Raw genomic sequence first — 16,193 nt, forward strand, 5'->3', positions numbered from 1 at the left:
TTATTTACCTACAAATATATGATTCAAAAAAGATGGAGAATAATTTTGGCTTCTCCATCTTAAGTTGATCCTTTGTGATTAAACATACGGTTCAGTCAATTCGAGGAATTCTTTGATGTCTGCGTTGACTAGATCGACACCCGCCTTCCAGAATTCAGGTTTTGTCAGATCAACATTTAGATGCTTTTCAGCCAAGTCTTCTGATGTCATTGAAGCAGTATCTCTAAGAAGATCAATATAGCTGTCTTCAAAGTCAGTACCGCTTTTTTGCGCAGTTGCATAAATTCCTTGACTGAACAGATACCCAAATGTATATGGGAAGTTGTAAAAAGGAATATCATCAATAAAGAAATGAAGCTTGCTTGCCCAGAAATGAGGATGGTAGTTATCCAGACAATTTTGATAACTTTCTTTTTGTGCTTCAAGCATCATTTCTGTTATCTGTTCTTCTGACAGTAAACCTGATTTTCTAGCTTCATAGAAGTTTGTTTCAAATAGAAAACGTGCATGAATGTTCATAAACATTGCATTGGCATTTTGAAGTTTTGCATCCAGCAGATTGATTCGTTCTTCATTAGTTTCAGCTGTTTTTAACGACGCATCAGCGACAATCAGCTCAGCAAATGTACTGGCAGTTTCTGCAACGTTCATCGCATAGTCCCGATTCAATGTGGGCAGCTCCCAGAGAACACTGCTGTGAAATGCATGTCCCAACTCGTGGGCTAAGGTGGCTACTTCATTGATGGAACCGCCATAGGTCATAAATATTCGTGATTCTTTTGTTTCAGGCAGCTCCGTACAATAGCCTCCCGGACGTTTGCCAGGTCGGTCCTCTGCTTCAATCCAGCTTTTTTCAAATACAGACTGAGCGAATTCAGCCATTTTGGGACTGAATTTTTTGAAGTTCGTTAAAATGAATGCAGCAGCTTCGTCAAAACTGAATACTTTTTCCTTCAGATTTCCTAAAATAACAGGAGCGTCCTGGTCCTGCCAATCCATCTTTTCTTTGCCGAACAGCTGGGCTTTTCGTGTAAGATAATCAACCATGTGTTGTTTGTTTTCACTGATTACCTGCCACATTGCGTTTAGTGTGTCTTCCTTCATACGATTATAGGTTAACGGCTTTTCGAGAAAGTTTTTAATTCCGTGAAGCTGATAGTCGCTGAGTCTGAATCCGTCTAAATGATTCAGAGTATCGGCAAGCAGGGGGGATTTTTCTGTCCAGACGGCTTCCCACAAATCGAATAATGTCTGTCTGATTTCGGCATCGGGATCACTCGTCATTCGGTTAAACGCCTGTCCGGCAGATAACTGACTGACTGATCCATCTTTTTCAGTAAATGGAAGGGTTAGTGTTGAGACAATTGTATCATAATGAGCACTCCATGCAGCTAGACCATCCAGTGAAAGTGTATTGATAATATTTTCTTCATTTTCTGATAGTTGAGCGCGTCCTTCTGTCCGCAGTTCCGTTAATCGGAATGCCAGCTCCTTCCAGTCATTATGCTCAATAAATTTGGACCACTGTTCATCAGATATTTTCGTCAGCTTTGTTTTCAGCAATGTGTCGCCAAGCTGGGCAGCCGGCATCAGCTTGCTAAGGTTGCCTAATAATATTTTTGCTTTGCTGTCATTGGTATTTGCTGCTAAAAGCGCATTAATAAAACTGCTGCATTGCATAAAACCATCGCTGAGACTGCTTTGCAGCTTTAGGATTTCTTTGAATAGTTGATTTGTTTTTGGATTGCTGATGTCCCATTCCCGAACCAGTGTTTGGTAGGTTTTGCTGTCCGTTTTCAGCTTATTCATTCTGGTGATCAATTCCTCTGATGAACTTCCTCCTGGGAAAATACTGTCTAAATCCCAATTGAGAGAATATGTCATAACACAACCTGCTTTCTTTTATAAACTTTTCTTTATTATTATAGCTTAAAATGCATTGTTTCTTGTAGTGAAAAAAGCTAATATTAGTAAGAAGAGGTGATAAAGTGAAAAACTTTTTTAGAAACAGTAACGTATATCTGATTTGCGCATTTATCATTATGGGTATATTATTTTATAGTTCTTCTCAAACCTATGAACAGCAGTCTCAAATTGGGTTTTTGCAGAAATATTTTTCAAATGAACCATTTAAAGAACAGCTGAGCAGGATCTCTTTTGTGTATGCATCTGATGAAGTCAGTATTCAGGCAAATGGATATTTTAAATTTGTTGAATTTTTTATTCGTAAAGGGGCCCATATTCTGACTTACTTTTTGCTGGGAGGAAGCTGGTTCCTTGGCTTACGTCCGAGAATCAATCAATCAGTACTTACAGCTGTAGTTGCCTGGCTTACGGCTACCGGTTACGCTGCATTGGATGAAATTCATCAAATGATCACCGGAGGTCGAACCCCCTTGTTTCAGGATATTGCGCTGGATTCGGCCGGAGCGCTGCTGGCTGTGCTGTTCTGCCTGTTGTTTGCAGGATTAAAAGGCAGGAAAAGCCGCGTACAGCTGTGAAATGATTGTTATTTTTATGAGGTTTGATTTGAGGAAGGGAGGACGAGCTTGAGAGAGTTTTCCTTCCTCTTTTTTTATTTTCAGTCATCACGTATATTGGGGCAGTTGCAACAGAAGAAAAGAATAGTACAATGATAGATAGGATAATACAAGTCAGGGGGAAGAAAAATGGCAGGTCACAGTAAATGGAAAAATATTCAAGGCAGAAAAAATGCACAGGACGCAAAACGAGGAAAAATCTTTCAAAAGCTTTCCCGGGAAATTTATATGGCTGCGAAATCCGGTGGAGGAGATCCGGCAATGAATCCTGCGCTGCGGCTGGTTATAGACAAAGCAAAAGCAGCCAATATGCCAAATGACAATATTGATCGGGCGATCAAAAAGGCAGATAGTTCAGGAAGTGGCGAACATTATGATGAAGTGATTTATGAAGGATATGGTCCCGGCGGTTCGGCAGTACTGGTTTATGCTTTGACTGACAACCGGAATAGAACCGGAACGAATGTCCGGACTGCTTTTAATCGTAATGGCGGTTCTTTGGGGGAAACTGGCTCAGTCAGCTACATGTTTGATCGTAAAGGGTATATAGCAATTGAACGGGCAGCTTTGTCTGTTGATGAGGATACCATGCTGGAGCAGGTTTTGGATGTTGGCGGAGAAGATTTGGAGGTATCTGAAGAAGTCTTTGAGATCTATACGGTTCCTGAAGCTTTTCCTGCTGTTCGAGAGGGTCTGCAGAAGCTGGACTATTCATTAGCTCAAGCTGAGTTGACCATGGTCCCTCAAACGCTGATAGAGCTTACTGAAGCTCAAAATGAACAGCTGCAGAAGCTGATTGATAAGCTGGAAGACGATGATGATGTGTCGGAAGTATTTACTTCAGCAGATCTGTGATTATTGAAGAATATAATATGAGAACTCAAAAGAGCTTTTTGTACTGCCGCCTTTAATGGAAGCAGTACAGTTTTTTTATTTTCGTTCAGTCTGTATTTTACCGGAAAACTCCTGTATGATCGATATGACAGAAAAAAAATAAAAAAAGTTCCAACCTTTTATAATTTACAGACGTCTAATAAGAAAAGAAGGTGAAAAAATGAAGAAAGTATCGGTTGAAGAAGCTGTCAATGGCAGTCAGGAAGCTTTAGAGCTGTTGTTGAAGGAGCATTATCAGCAACTATACAAAACAGCATTTCTTTATGTTAAAAATGAGCCTGATGCGTTGGATATTGTTCAGGATGCAGTGATTAAAATTATTAATAAAATCAGCTGTCTTCAGTTTCCCGAATATTTTACCACCTGGGCTGTCCGCATTGTCATCTATACTGCACTGGATCATTTGAAAAAGAATAAGGCTTATACAGATGAAGTAGACGAACAGATTGCAGACCCAGAAAAAAATTTATCGAAAGAAGAACAGCTGGATATTTATGATGGAATCAGGAGGCTGCCCCAACATCTTCAGGAAGTAACTATTCTTCATTATTTTTATGGCAGAAAGCTCAAAGAAATCAGTCTCGTATTGAATGAACCTCTTGGAACAACAAAGTACAAGCTTCATGAGGCCAGAATGCAACTAAAAAAATATCTTGAGGAGGGTGAATGATGAAACTGAATCAAGAATGGAAACAGCAGTGGGAAAATATCGAAGTCCCTCAGGAAAAAATCGATCGAATGATTGAATACAATGTTAGAGAGCAAACAAAACCTCAATCATTTTTTGTGAGTACAAAATCAGTTGGTAGAAAAATTTTCAGCAGATTCAGTCGTAAGACCTGGCTGATCACTACAATTGGTTTAGCTGTACTGTTCATTATCGTAGTTGCTGTAAATCAGGCTCAAACCAGTAAAACTAATTATATGAGCAGTGGTACAGCAAGTGATGCGGGCTATACACAGGAGGCCGCCTTGGAGAAAGAGGAGGCGACGGCACAAAAATCAGAATCTCAGACAGCTGAGCCTTCTGAAAAAACTGCGCAATTTTATGTTTACTCCAAACAGTCCACAGGTTTTGATAAGGATATTGAAGCACTGGAATCACTGGTGAAGGAAAGCAACAGCTATATTGAGAGCTCAAACAAAGGTCAATGGGTTGGAGGACTGCAGCAGGCCTACTACGTTATCCGCATACCAAAATCGGGAAGTCAGGATGTTCTGGATAAGCTGAGCAAGATTGGTGAAACAATAGATGAAAGTGTTCGGACAGAAAACTATGCTGCAACCTACTTAGACAATGAGAGCAGGATCGAGGCGCTGGAAGCAGAAGAAACAGCATTGCTGGAGCTGCTTAAAAAAAGTGAAAAAATGGATGATATGCTGAAAATTCAGGAACGTCTGTCCGTTGTTCGTTCAGAAAGAGAATCGCTGGTTCGTTCCAATAAAGGAATCGACAATAAGGTGGACTATTTAACGGTTGAAGTAACTATTGATGAAGTAGATAAAACAAAAAAGAAACAGGAAAGTCCTTCATTGACACAGCGAATTCAAGGAAACTTTGAGAAGCAAAAGCAGTACTGGCAGGAGCTTGGCGGGAATATTCTTGTCTTTATTGCCAGCAATATCCTCTACATTGTTCTGGTAATAGTTGTTATTCTGTTTTTGGGATATAAATATAAAAAGAGAAAACAAAAGAAAACAGCAGTTGAATAAAGTCAGCTGCTGTTTTCTTTAATCAATTATTGTTACAGCGGGGGGCGTTTAAAAGGTTATTTCCAAATGATTGGAATCACTGCCCTTATATCAGCATTAATCCATATAAATTCTAAATAGGATATTTTTTTACAAAATCTAATGAGCCAAACGGAGGATTTCTAAATTGTTTTTCTCATAGACCAAGTCAAATAATCGAGTTAAGGCTTATTGTCTGTTCAAAGGGTTTACAAAGGCTGTTTAAGCAGATCAGTGTTAATTGAAAATCAGTGATGGAAATATCAGCAAAATAATCATTTTTTCCAAGCAGATCACCCAATGCTACAATTGCATGAATCATGATTGCTCCTCTTTTTTTCTTTACTATACAAGATGAAACGAATAACAGGTCAAGAGGAAAAAGGGAAAGAGCCGTCTCTTTTGTAAATTCTGTTTGAACGACCTATACTCAAGACAGTTAAGGATCAAGCAGGTTGAAAGGAAGGAGAGAATCATGAATGTTGAAATTGAGTGAAGGGAAGAAGGAAGCGCTGGAACGACTATCTACTGAAGAAGGAATTATTGAAGTACTGGCGATTGACCAAAGAGGGTCTCTGAAAAAAATGATGGCTGCTTTTGGAGAATCAAATGTAGAAAAAGAGATTATTAATTTTAAGATAGTTGCTTCAGAAGAACTGACAAAATATGCTTCTGCTATTTTGCTGGATCCCGAATACGGACTGCCTGCAGCAAAAAGACGTTCAGCCGGCTCAGGTCTGCTTCTGGCTTATGAAAAAACTGGGTATGATGTCTCGACTCCTGGAAGAATGCCGGATATTTTGGAAGATTGGTCAGTTCGCCGTTTGAAGGAGGAGGGGGCAGATGCGATTAAGTTCCTTTTGTATTATAACCCGGATGATGATAAGCGAATCAATCATTTAAAACATGTGTTTGTTGAACGGCTGGGCAGCGAGTGTCTGGGCGAGGATATTCCGTTTTTCCTTGAGCTTGTTACGTATGATACGGAAATTGACAGTACACATCCAGCAGACTATGCCCGAATCAAACCGAGAAAAGTGATTGAATCAACGAAAGAATTTGCAAAACCCCAGTATCATGCAGATGTTCTAAAACTGGAAGTTCCGGTAGATATGAACTATGTAGAAGGATTTTCAGATGAGGAAATGATTTATTCAAGAAAAGAAGCTCTGAGCTATTTTGAAGATCAGAGTGATGCAGCCAATCAACCGTTTATCTTCCTGAGTGCAGGAGTGACAATGCAGTTGTTCCAGGAAACGATTAAGTTTGCCAAGGAAGCCGGTTCAACCTTCAGCGGTGTTCTCTGTGGTCGTGCAACATGGCGTGACGGTGTCAAACCGTATATAACACAAGGAAAAACAGCAGGTTTGGACTGGTTTGCGACCCAAGGCAGAAACAATATAGAAACGCTGAATGAGGTAGTGGAGCAAAGTGCTGTTTCTTGGCGTGATAGAGTAGAGTAAGTAAAGAGGTGAAATTTTCGAGATCCAGATAGTAAAAGAAGAAACCTGAGAGGTAAACTGATTTTTGGTTTAACTCTCAGGTTTTTCATACTATTTTCGTTAAATATAATAAATTTTGGTTGTTTTATGCGTTAGATTGAGCCTTAAAAAACGGCTGCTTTAAAAGATAACAACTGGTATTAATAAGATAACCTGTTTTACGTATTTTTCTCAAAGTAAAACAGAAATTTCATTTTTTTCACATATTTTAGGAAATCAGTTGACTTTGTAAGCGGTTGTACTTTATACTGATATCGTGGTTACTACCAGTTGGTATTTTTTAAGTGGAAGGATGTGAGTGGATGATTGGCTGTATTTTAACGGGTCACGGCAGTTTCGCCCCTGGGATGATGGGAGCAGTGGAGATGATTGCAGGACCTCAGGAATTATTTGAAGTGGTATCTTTTCAGGAAGAGGAAGCACTGGAAGTTTTTGAGGAGAAGATGGAAAAGGCAATAAAAAAATTATTGGACTCATCAGACGGGGTGGTGATTTTTTCAGATCTTTTGGGAGGAACTCCTTTTCGAACGGCTATGCTGGCGGCCTCTGAAAGAGAGAATGCAGAGGTTCTTGCAGGCACGAATCTGCCGTTATTAATTGAAGGAAGCGGATTGCGCTGTGGAGCCGATTCTGCAAAAGAATTTGTTAGCATGATTCTTGAGGTTGGGCGTTCAGGACTGGTACATGCACAGTTGGAGTTATCGGAGGAAACTGACAATGAATTTGAGGAAGAAGGGATCTGACTATGTGGCATAGTATACTGGCAGTCTCAATTATAATGATCGCCTTTTTAGTGGGAATGGCACTTGTTTGTTATGTCTTCAACTTTAAAAATGTAAAACGACAGAAGGATTATTATCGAAAACTGCACCAGGAGCTGGCAGTAGGGCAACAGGTGATTTTTTTAAACGGCGTTCACGGTACCTTAACCAGAATCGGACATGAAACAGTGGATGTAAAGACTAAGTCTGATGCAGTGATGGAAATATCAAGGTTTGCTATTACGGAGATCGTTGGCTGAGACTTGACGGACTCTATTAATAAATAAGATGAGAAAGGAGAACCGCAGTCCTTGTCGCAGATGCGGCTTAGGAATGGGGCTATCGGATCAAAGAAGAGAGAGCAATTGATTCTTGTTAAGCACGAGGAAATCAATTGGTACCAAAGAAAGGAGAATGACAGATGCCGAATATTTTATTAACACGTATTGACAATCGACTGATTCATGGACAAGTAGCAACGCAGTGGAATGGTTCACTTGGCTCTAATTTGATTTTAGTGGCAAATGACAAAGTAGCAGGGGACAAGGTCAGACAGGGATTAATGGATATGGCAGCACCGAATGGAGTAGCAACGCGCTATTTTACTTTACAGAAAACGATTGAAATTATTCACAAGGCTTCTCCGAATCAAAAAATCTTTATTATTGCGGAAAACCCAAAAGACGTGCTGACATTAGTTGAAGGCGGTGTACCGATTAAGAAAGTAAACATCGGGAATATGCATATGGCTGAAGGAAAACGTCAGGTTGCTACAACTGTTGCTGTTAATGACCAGGATGTCGCAGCTTTCCGAAAGCTGCAGGAACTGGGTGTTGAACTGGAAATTCGCCGTGTGCCGACAACACCGATAGAAGACAGTAAGAAGCTTTTTAGCTGAAACTAGGAAGGAGATAAAAAAATGGATTACAGTATTTTACAGATAGTATTAGTGTTTTTAGTAACGTTTATTGCTGCCATTGATCAATTCAGTTTTCTGGAATCTCTTTATCAGCCTATTGTAACAGGTATGGTTATTGGCTTGATATTGGGGGATCTGCAGACCGGGCTGATTGTTGGAGGAACATACCAGCTGATGACCATTGGAAACATGCCGGTTGGCGGAGCACAGCCGCCGAATGCAGTAATTGGAGGAATTATGGCTGCCATTTTGGCGATTACACTGAAATTAGAGCCGACAGTGGCTGTTGCCACAGCAATTCCATTCTCCTTGCTGGGTCAATATGGTGTGACTTTGCTGTTCTCTTTGATGTCACCGGCAATGACTGTAGCAGATAACTATGCTCATGAAGGAAACACCAAAGGAATTGATTGGATTAATTATTTGGCAATGCTGGGGTTGGGAAGTATTTTCGGTATTATCGTTGTTTTATTCTTTATCGGCGGTCAGGCATTTGGACAAACTGTAGTGGATGCCATTCCTGGATGGCTGATGGGCGGCTTAAGCGCAGCCGGCGGAATGATGCGTTATGTCGGTTTTGCGATTTTGCTTAAGGTAATGGTCTCTCGGGATATGTGGGGCTTTTACTTCTTTGGATTTGCTTTGGCTGTTATCGTAATGGCAGCACCAAGCTTGGGCGGTCCTGCTTTAATTATTTTGGCATTTATCGGATTTGCGCTGGCATTCTGGGATTATCAGGTTCAGACAAAATTCAAACAGACTGCATCAGTGAATAACTTCGGAGGTGACGAAGATGGCATATAATATTCCAGACACGTATAAAAATACCAATCCGGCTCCTCAGCTGGATAAAAAGACATTAAATAAAATGGTATGGCGCTCTCTGTTTTTGCAGGCATCCTTTAACTATGAACGGATGCAGGCTGGCGGCTGGCTGTATTCCATTCTTCCGGGGTTGAAAAAAATTCACGGAGATGAAAAAGATGATTTATCTGCATCCATGAGTCATAATCTGGAATTTTTTAATACTCATCCGTTTTTGGTAACGTTTGTTATGGGGATTGTCCTTTCTCTTGAACAAAACAAAGCAGATATTCCAACGATTCGTGCAGTACGTGTGGCAGCTATGGGACCTTTGGGCGGAATCGGCGATGCATTGTTCTGGTTTACACTGGTTCCAATTACTGCCGGTATTACCTCCAATATGGCGATTGACGGCAATATTGCTGCTCCGTTTGTTTTTTTACTGGTATTTAACGTTGCACAGTTTGCACTGCGTTACTTCCTGATGAACTGGTCCTACAAGCTGGGGACAGATGCAATTGGGGTGCTGACAGAAAATGCAAAAGAATTCACTAGAGCAGCAAGTATCTTGGGTATATTCGTTGTTGGCGCATTGACATGTGTTTATGGAGCGACAAAGCTGGATGTTCAAATTCCTAATGGTACAACAAATGTTGTTCATTCTGTTACAACAGTTGTTTCTGCAGCTGATCAGCACAAATACGATGAGTTTATTTATAAAACAGATGAAGATGGAAATCTGACAGAAGACGTTCAGGATGCAGCAGACGGAGAAAAGGCACTGGGTGTTAGAAAACTGGATTCAGGGGAATACGAAGTTACGTTTAACCAAAATGAAACACAGGATGTGACGATTGACATTCAGGGAATTCTTGATGGTATTTTACCGCAGATGATTCCGTTGGCACTAACGCTGATTCTGTACTTCTTCCTGGCAAAACGAAGCTGGACACCGCTGAAATGTATTGGTCTGGTACTGGTGATTGGTCTGGTTGGTTCAGGGTTCGGCTTATGGCCGTCTATCTGGCCATAGAAGCTTGACTGACAGCTCTCAGATACGTACTCTGTCAAACAATGAAGACCGCAGTGAATGGGAAGTGTCTGGGTTAGTAATTAGAATAAACAATTAACTGCCGGACTTTCCCATTATAAAGAGTAGTCAAAATTCAAAGATTAAAGACTGGTCTTTCAAAACGTTCTCTTTACCGGACGAACCTCAGCTGAAAAACTATGATGAAAAATCATTGAAATTCAATGGAAGAATGATAGACTTAACATGTGGTAGTTACCACTTGTCCAGAGCTGTTTCGGGACACTGGCTGTTCCGGGGTGACAAGCTGCAGCATTGCTCAATAGTAGTTGTCTCGGCAATTTATTCAGCTCTGCAGTCAAAGTGGTCAGCTTAGAAACAGTAAACAAGCCAAGCTGTTTTTCAGGAAGGGATGCAATAATTCCTGTTGGCAGTTTGCTAAACATGAAATAGCTTGATTAATCATTCAAGACATTGCACCACTAAATTTCAGGAGGGGAATATATTGGAAAGAAAGAGAAGACAGCCGTTGTATGATCAGCTGGTTGATTTGCTGAAAGAACAGATTGAAACAGAGCTGGAGCCGCATGCGATGCTGCCATCCGAGCGTGAGTTGTCGGATAAGTACGGATTGAGTCGTACAACAGTACGTTTGGCGCTGCAGGAACTGGAGAAGATGGGGTACATTTATCGTCAGCATGGAAAAGGAACCTTTGTTTCTTCCATCAGTCAGGAAGTAACGAATCTGACTGGCGGCTACAGTTTTACTGAACAAATGAGATCGCTTGGAAAAACACCTAAAACAACGATTCTGGATTATCGTATTGTAGAAGCCAATAAGTTTTTTGCAGAGCATTTGAACCTCTCTTTAGGCGAAAAAATTATTAAAATTAAACGTTTGAGAAGTGCCGATGAACTGCCGATGATGGTTGAGCGGTCCTATTTACCCTATAAAAAGTTTATGAAAATGAAAAAGGAAGATATGGAGAAAAAACCGCTGTATGATCTGTTTTCCGAGGATTACGGTGAAACTATTAAGCTGGCTGAAGAAGAGTTTTATGCAAGTATTGTAAGTGATAATGATGCGAAACAGCTGGAAGTACCTTATAGCGCACCTAGCCTTAACTTGGTTCGAACAACGTATAATTTAAAGAATGAAGTAATTGAGTTTACGTTAAGCGTTGCACGTGCAGATAAGTTTCGTTATAAGGTACGCCATGTTCGCTGATTAAAAGCAAGGAGGCGTAGGCTAGATGTTTGAAAAAAAAGCAGATATTTTAGAAAAAATGGGTGCGGAGATCACAACACGTGAGATCAAACAGCAACCTGACTTATGGAAGGAAGCTCTACAAATATATAAAGAGAATAAGGAAGCAATTGCTGCTTTTTTTGAACGGGCAGAAAAGGAAACAAAGAAAAAAATTCGGGTAATCTTTACTGGAGCCGGCACTTCACAATATGTGGGAGACACACTGGTTCCTTATCTAACTAAAAAGGGTAATACAAAGGTGTTTACATTTGAAAGTATTGGGACGACAGATATTGTAGCTGCTCCATATGATTATCTGCTTTCAGACGAAGTGACGATTCTAGTGTCGTTTGCGCGAAGCGGGAATTCTCCTGAAAGTTTGGCAGCAGTAGAGATTGCTAATGCAATTGTGGAAAATATATTTCATATAACGATTACTTGTGCACCTGATGGACAGCTGGCACAGTTTGCCGAAGGCGATGACCGAGTTCTGTTGCTGCTGATGCCTGAAAAATCAAACGATAAGGGTTTTGCGATGACCGGAAGCTTTACCTGCATGACGTTATCTGCATTATTGATTTTTGATCAGACAGAATTAAAAAAGAAAGAAGTCTACGTAACTGCGATGAGTGAAATGGGTCGGGAGGTTATATGCCGCGAAGAAGAGATTCAGTCTTTGCTGAAAGATGAGTATCACCGGATTGTCTATTTAGGTTCAGGTTCATTGTCCGGGTTGACACGGGAAGCACAGTTGAAGGTACTGGAGCTGACTGCTGGAAAAATTGCGACGGTTTTTGACTCTTCTCTGGGATTCAGGCACGGTCCTAAATCATTTGTTGATTCTAAAACGCTGCTCTTTGTGTTTATTAATAACGATGTGTACACTAGAAAGTACGATCTGGATATTTTGACAGAAGTACACAGAGATCAGATCGCTGCACAGGTTGTGGGAATCGGTCAAAAAGATTCGGCAGAGGTTGCCGGGACACCATTCCTGTTTTCTGAGGAAGAAGTGATTCTTCCGGAAGCTTATCAGGTATTTCCAGATATCCTGTTTGCTCAGACTGTTGCTTTAAACAGTTCCATTAAAGTCAGCAATACACCTGATACTCCTTCTCCGACAGGTACTGTGAATCGGGTAGTTGAAGGAGTAACAATTTACGAACTGAAAAAATGATATTGATTATAGAAGCTTTGGCTGAAATGGGGGTCGGAACAGAACAAACTGTCATCTGACCCTTTATTTTGAGATGTCTTCAGCTTTAATTGCTTGCTATTTTAGCCATGACAAAAGGAAGATTTCAGCAGTTTCTGAAAAGAATGCTTTGGCAGGAAAGGAAGAGAAGCATGAATAATTATTATTTGAAGGCAGATCGTTTCTTTTTAAAAAGCGGGAGGGCATCTGCCGGATATCTGGAAGTTTCGAATGGGAAGTTTGGAAATTTTACCAAAGAAAAGCCGGAAGGCGAGATTCTGGATTACAGCGGAAAATGGATTGCTCCCGGACTGGTCGACACACATATTCATGGCTTTATGGGATATGACGTAATGGATAATAATTTTGAAGGAATCAAAAAAATGTCCAAAGGATTGCTTAGCTGTGGTGTTACTTCATTTTTACCGACAACTCTGACTGCAGATATTGATACGTTGAATGAAGTTGCTGCATCCATTGGTTCACGTTATCAAGAGGTGGAAGGAGCAAAAATTCAGGGGATTTTCTTTGAAGGACCATTTTTTACAGAAGAACATAAAGGGGCGCAAAATCCTGACTATTTTTCCGATCCGAATATTGACGTATTCAATCATTGGCAAAAATTAAGTAATGGTTTGATTCGAAAAATTGCTCTTGCACCGGAACGAAGGGGGGCTGCGGACTTTATCCGTGAAGTGACAAAACAAGGCGTAACTGTAGCTTTGGCGCATAGTGCGGCAACCTATAATCAAGCGAAAGAAGCTGTCTATGCGGGTGCTTCAATGTTTGTACACACATACAATGGAATGAGCGGCTTGAGCCATCGCGATCCGGGAATGGTAGGTGCGGCAATGACATCAGAAGCGGTGATCGCCGAATTGATTTGTGATGGGCATCATGTTCATCCAGGAGCGGCTGACGTACTGATGAAGGTGAAAACGTCGGGGAAAATTGCACTGATTACTGACTGTATGCGTGCTGGTGGAATGCCTGCTGGAGAATATACGCTTGGGGAATTCCCAGTAATTGTCAAAGATGGGGCAGCACGATTGCAGTCAAATGACAGTTTGGCTGGCAGTGTGCTGCAGCTGTTTGATGGGGTGAAGAATGTTGTTGACTGGGATCTTGCTACTGTGGAGGAAGCAATCAAAATGGCTTCACTGGTACCAGCACAAAGTGTCCATATTGATGACCAGTGTGGAAGTATTGAAGCAGGTCTGCCGGCAGATTTTCTAATTATCGGTCCGGATATGAGTCTGCTTGAAACATACTTGGAAGGTCAGTCTGTTTATATGTGTTCGAAAGAACAAGAATAAACTGCTGCATAAAAGAACGACAAGAGACGATACAAGGTTGAACAGGTAATAAAAATAGAGTGGAAAGAAACAGGAGGAGAATGATGTTAAAGATAAGCAAAGCAAAGAAAGAGTCAATGGATCGATTATCAACGAAAGATGGCTTGATTGAAGCGTTAGCCATTGATCAGCGGGGAGCACTTAAGAAAATGATCAGTGCACTGGGCTTAGAGGCGGCAGAAGAAAGCATCAGCGACTTTAAAAAGCTGGTTTCTGAGCAGTTAACACCGTTTGCTTCATCTATTTTGCTGGATCCTGAATATGGTCTGTCGGCAGCGGAAGCCCGAGACAGTGAAGCCGGACTGCTGCTGGCCTATGAAAAAACAGGCTATGATGCATCAACACCCGGGCGGCTTCCGGATTTGCTGGAAGACTGGTCTGTTAAAAGACTGAAAGAAAAAGGGGCGGACGCCATTAAATTTCTGCTTTACTATGATGTGGATGAAGCGGCAGAAATCAATCATTTAAAGCATGTCTTTATTGAACGTCTGGGCAGCGAGTGTCTGGGTGAGGACATCCCGTTTTATCTGGAGCTGGTTTCTTATGATGCTCAAATTGCAGATGCAGGATCAACAGAATATGCGAAAAGAAAACCGCATAAGGTGATCGAAATGATGAAAGAATTCTCCAAGACGCAATATAAGGTAGATGTACTGAAAGTAGAAGTTCCTGTGAACATGAATTATGTTGAAGGATTTGCTGAAGACGAAGCTGAGGCAGTCTATTCTCAAGAAGAAGCTCTTGCCTGTTTTAAAGAACAAAGTGATGCAACGCATCTGCCGTTTATTTTTCTAAGTGCGGGAGTATCCGCAGAGCTGTTTCAAAAAACACTGGAATTCGCCAAACAGGCAGGCTCTACCTTTAATGGTGTTCTTTGCGGTAGGGCAACATGGAAAAATGGTGTGGCGCCATTTGTAAAAGCCGGTGATGCTGCAGCAATAGACTGGTTGACAGGTGAAGGTAAAAAGAATATTGAATCACTGAATGAAGTTGTAAATCGAACAGCTTCTTCCTGGCATGACAAGATCATGGTGGAATAGTCCGCAGTAAGGGGCAGTTGTTCTCCTAATAAAGTTAGAAAAATTGAAAAAGTGAAATAATTTGTAAAAACGGATGATCTTAGATGTCCAGTCGGGAAGTGTTGAAAATAATGGGAGATTCTAATTGTTCAGACATTTCCCGGAAGTAAAAAAGAATGGAGGCTTACCTATGATTTTAACTGTAACGATGAATCCTTCTGTTGATATGTCGTACTCATTGGAACATTTCAAACTGGATGATGTTAATCGTGTCAGCGAGGTATCGAAAACTGCCGGTGGGAAGGGCTTGAACGTTTCCAGAGTCCTTCATCAATTGGATAGGGAGCTGCTGGCAACTGGTGTATTAGGCGGATTTTTAGGTGCATATATTGAATTGGAGCTTGAAAAAGAAGGTATCCTTCACGACTTCACTAAAATAAAGGAAGAATCAAGGAACTCGATTGCTGTTTTGCATGATCAGGGACAGCAGACAGAGATTTTAGAAAAAGGACCCACTGTAACAAAGCAGGAGGAGCAGACATTTATTGAACATTTCAAAGTTCTGGTAAAGAAAAGCAGATTGGTAACCATCTCAGGAAGCTTAGCTGCTGGTTTATCTCAGAATCTTTATGATACGCTGATTGGTTTAGCTAAGGAAGCGAAGGTTTCTGTATTATTGGATACCTCAGGTAACGCACTGAAGCAGGCAGTGATTTCAGAGAATAAGCCTTTTTTAATTAAGCCGAACGAAACAGAAATTGCAGAGCTGCTGTCTGTTGAAAAAGCTGAGGGTGAAGAGCTTTTAGAGCAACTAAAGCATCCAATGTTTGACGGCATTGACTGGATTGTTGTTTCGCTGGGAGCAGCAGGGGCGATAGCGAAGCATAAAGAAAAATTCTACAAGGTCAGGATTCCTGCTCTTGAAGCAGTAAATCCAGTAGGTTCAGGGGATGCGACCTTAGCAGGGTTAGCATACGCTGTTGCTGCAGAAAATACAGACGAAGATGTTCTGAAATGGGGTATGACAACGGGAATGCTGAATGCACTGGAAATAAAGACAGGCTGGATTGACCCGAATAAAATCGATGATTATTTCGGTCAGATTGTTGTTACTCAGCTGTAAAGAATGGACAACAGTTGTTCGTTAAATAACTCACAAATATGCCGAACACCCTTGCGAATCGTTTTTTCTTA

18 protein-coding genes are annotated in these 16,193 nt (G+C 41.0%); 15 read left to right on the top strand and 3 right to left on the bottom strand.

Features of this window, described 5'->3' with window-relative positions; all coding sequences use genetic code 11:
* Positions 1–78: 78 nt before the first annotated feature.
* Entirely contained in the window at positions 79–1,884 is a 1,806-nt protein-coding gene (locus tag IW492_RS05345; RefSeq protein ID WP_202066339.1) for a M3 family oligoendopeptidase, read from the bottom strand.
* A gap of 104 nt (positions 1,885–1,988) precedes the next feature.
* Here IW492_RS05345 and IW492_RS05350 point away from each other — a divergent pair, with 104 nt between their 5' ends.
* From IW492_RS05350 to IW492_RS05365, 4 genes are all read left to right on the top strand, one after another.
* On the top strand, positions 1,989–2,501 hold the full coding sequence (locus IW492_RS05350) for a VanZ family protein (RefSeq protein ID WP_202066341.1): 513 nt from the start codon (positions 1,989–1,991) through the stop codon (positions 2,499–2,501).
* 168 nt (positions 2,502–2,669) lie between these two features.
* Positions 2,670–3,395, top strand: coding sequence for a YebC/PmpR family DNA-binding transcriptional regulator (locus IW492_RS05355; RefSeq protein ID WP_202066343.1), 726 nt, complete (start codon positions 2,670–2,672; stop codon positions 3,393–3,395).
* Between the two features lie 199 nt (positions 3,396–3,594).
* On the top strand, positions 3,595–4,104 hold the full coding sequence (locus tag IW492_RS05360; RefSeq protein WP_202066345.1) for a sigma-70 family RNA polymerase sigma factor: 510 nt from the start codon (positions 3,595–3,597) through the stop codon (positions 4,102–4,104).
* Positions 4,104–5,147, top strand: a complete 1,044-nt coding sequence (locus IW492_RS05365) for a DUF4349 domain-containing protein (RefSeq protein ID WP_202066347.1) — start codon at positions 4,104–4,106, stop codon at positions 5,145–5,147. Before IW492_RS05360 ends, IW492_RS05365 begins: the two co-directional genes overlap by 1 nt.
* A 187-nt stretch (positions 5,148–5,334) precedes the next feature.
* Here IW492_RS05365 and IW492_RS05370 read toward each other — a convergent pair whose 3' ends face one another.
* Positions 5,335–5,487 (bottom strand): hypothetical protein, encoded by a 153-nt coding sequence (locus tag IW492_RS05370; RefSeq protein WP_202066349.1) that lies wholly within the window; start codon positions 5,485–5,487, stop codon positions 5,335–5,337.
* Positions 5,488–5,644: 157 nt separating this feature from the next.
* Between IW492_RS05370 and lacD (IW492_RS05375) the strand changes: the two genes are divergently transcribed.
* The 6 genes from lacD (IW492_RS05375) (at position 5,645) to IW492_RS05400 (ending at position 10,184) form a co-directional block, all read left to right on the top strand.
* Complete coding sequence (lacD, locus tag IW492_RS05375) at positions 5,645–6,628, top strand: tagatose-bisphosphate aldolase (protein WP_202066351.1); 984 nt, start codon at positions 5,645–5,647, stop codon at positions 6,626–6,628.
* 341 nt (positions 6,629–6,969) lie between these two features.
* Complete coding sequence (gene agaF / locus IW492_RS05380) at positions 6,970–7,410, top strand: PTS galactosamine/N-acetylgalactosamine transporter subunit IIA (protein ID WP_202066353.1); 441 nt, start codon at positions 6,970–6,972, stop codon at positions 7,408–7,410.
* A gap of 2 nt (positions 7,411–7,412) precedes the next feature.
* Entirely contained in the window at positions 7,413–7,688 is a 276-nt protein-coding gene (locus IW492_RS05385; protein WP_202066355.1) for a preprotein translocase subunit YajC, read from the top strand.
* A 161-nt stretch (positions 7,689–7,849) separates the two neighbouring features.
* On the top strand, positions 7,850–8,326 hold the full coding sequence (agaV, locus tag IW492_RS05390; RefSeq protein ID WP_202066357.1) for a PTS N-acetylgalactosamine transporter subunit IIB: 477 nt from the start codon (positions 7,850–7,852) through the stop codon (positions 8,324–8,326).
* 21 nt (positions 8,327–8,347) lie between these two features.
* A complete protein-coding gene (locus tag IW492_RS05395; RefSeq protein WP_202066360.1) occupies positions 8,348–9,151 on the top strand; it encodes a PTS mannose/fructose/sorbose/N-acetylgalactosamine transporter subunit IIC in 804 nt (267 codons plus the stop codon).
* Positions 9,141–10,184, top strand: coding sequence for a PTS system mannose/fructose/sorbose family transporter subunit IID (locus IW492_RS05400; protein ID WP_202066362.1), 1,044 nt, complete (start codon positions 9,141–9,143; stop codon positions 10,182–10,184). Before IW492_RS05395 ends, IW492_RS05400 begins: the two co-directional genes overlap by 11 nt.
* Positions 10,185–10,402: 218 nt before the next feature.
* Here IW492_RS05400 and IW492_RS05405 read toward each other — a convergent pair whose 3' ends face one another.
* On the bottom strand, positions 10,403–10,627 hold the full coding sequence (locus tag IW492_RS05405; RefSeq protein ID WP_202066365.1) for a hypothetical protein: 225 nt from the start codon (positions 10,625–10,627) through the stop codon (positions 10,403–10,405).
* Between the two features lie 59 nt (positions 10,628–10,686).
* On the opposite strand from IW492_RS05405, the gene IW492_RS05410 reads away from it, so the two are divergent.
* The 5 genes from IW492_RS05410 (at position 10,687) to IW492_RS05430 (ending at position 16,122) form a co-directional block, all read left to right on the top strand.
* Complete coding sequence (locus tag IW492_RS05410) at positions 10,687–11,409, top strand: GntR family transcriptional regulator (RefSeq protein WP_236671791.1); 723 nt, start codon at positions 10,687–10,689, stop codon at positions 11,407–11,409.
* A 25-nt stretch (positions 11,410–11,434) separates the two neighbouring features.
* A complete protein-coding gene (locus tag IW492_RS05415; protein ID WP_202066375.1) occupies positions 11,435–12,607 on the top strand; it encodes an SIS domain-containing protein in 1,173 nt (390 codons plus the stop codon).
* 170 nt (positions 12,608–12,777) lie between these two features.
* Positions 12,778–13,941 (top strand): N-acetylglucosamine-6-phosphate deacetylase, encoded by a 1,164-nt coding sequence (nagA, locus tag IW492_RS05420; protein ID WP_202066385.1) that lies wholly within the window; start codon positions 12,778–12,780, stop codon positions 13,939–13,941.
* Between the two features lie 83 nt (positions 13,942–14,024).
* The gene (lacD, locus tag IW492_RS05425) at positions 14,025–15,020 is read left to right on the top strand and encodes a tagatose-bisphosphate aldolase (protein WP_202066388.1); all 996 of its coding nucleotides are present in this window, start codon (positions 14,025–14,027) and stop codon (positions 15,018–15,020) included.
* Positions 15,021–15,189: 169 nt separating this feature from the next.
* On the top strand, positions 15,190–16,122 hold the full coding sequence (locus tag IW492_RS05430; protein ID WP_202066389.1) for a hexose kinase: 933 nt from the start codon (positions 15,190–15,192) through the stop codon (positions 16,120–16,122).
* The last annotated feature ends 71 nt before the right edge of the window (positions 16,123–16,193 follow it).

Origin of the sequence: Enterococcus sp. BWB1-3 (assembly GCF_016745275.1) — a bacterium.
GTDB lineage: Bacteria > Bacillota > Bacilli > Lactobacillales > Enterococcaceae > Enterococcus_L.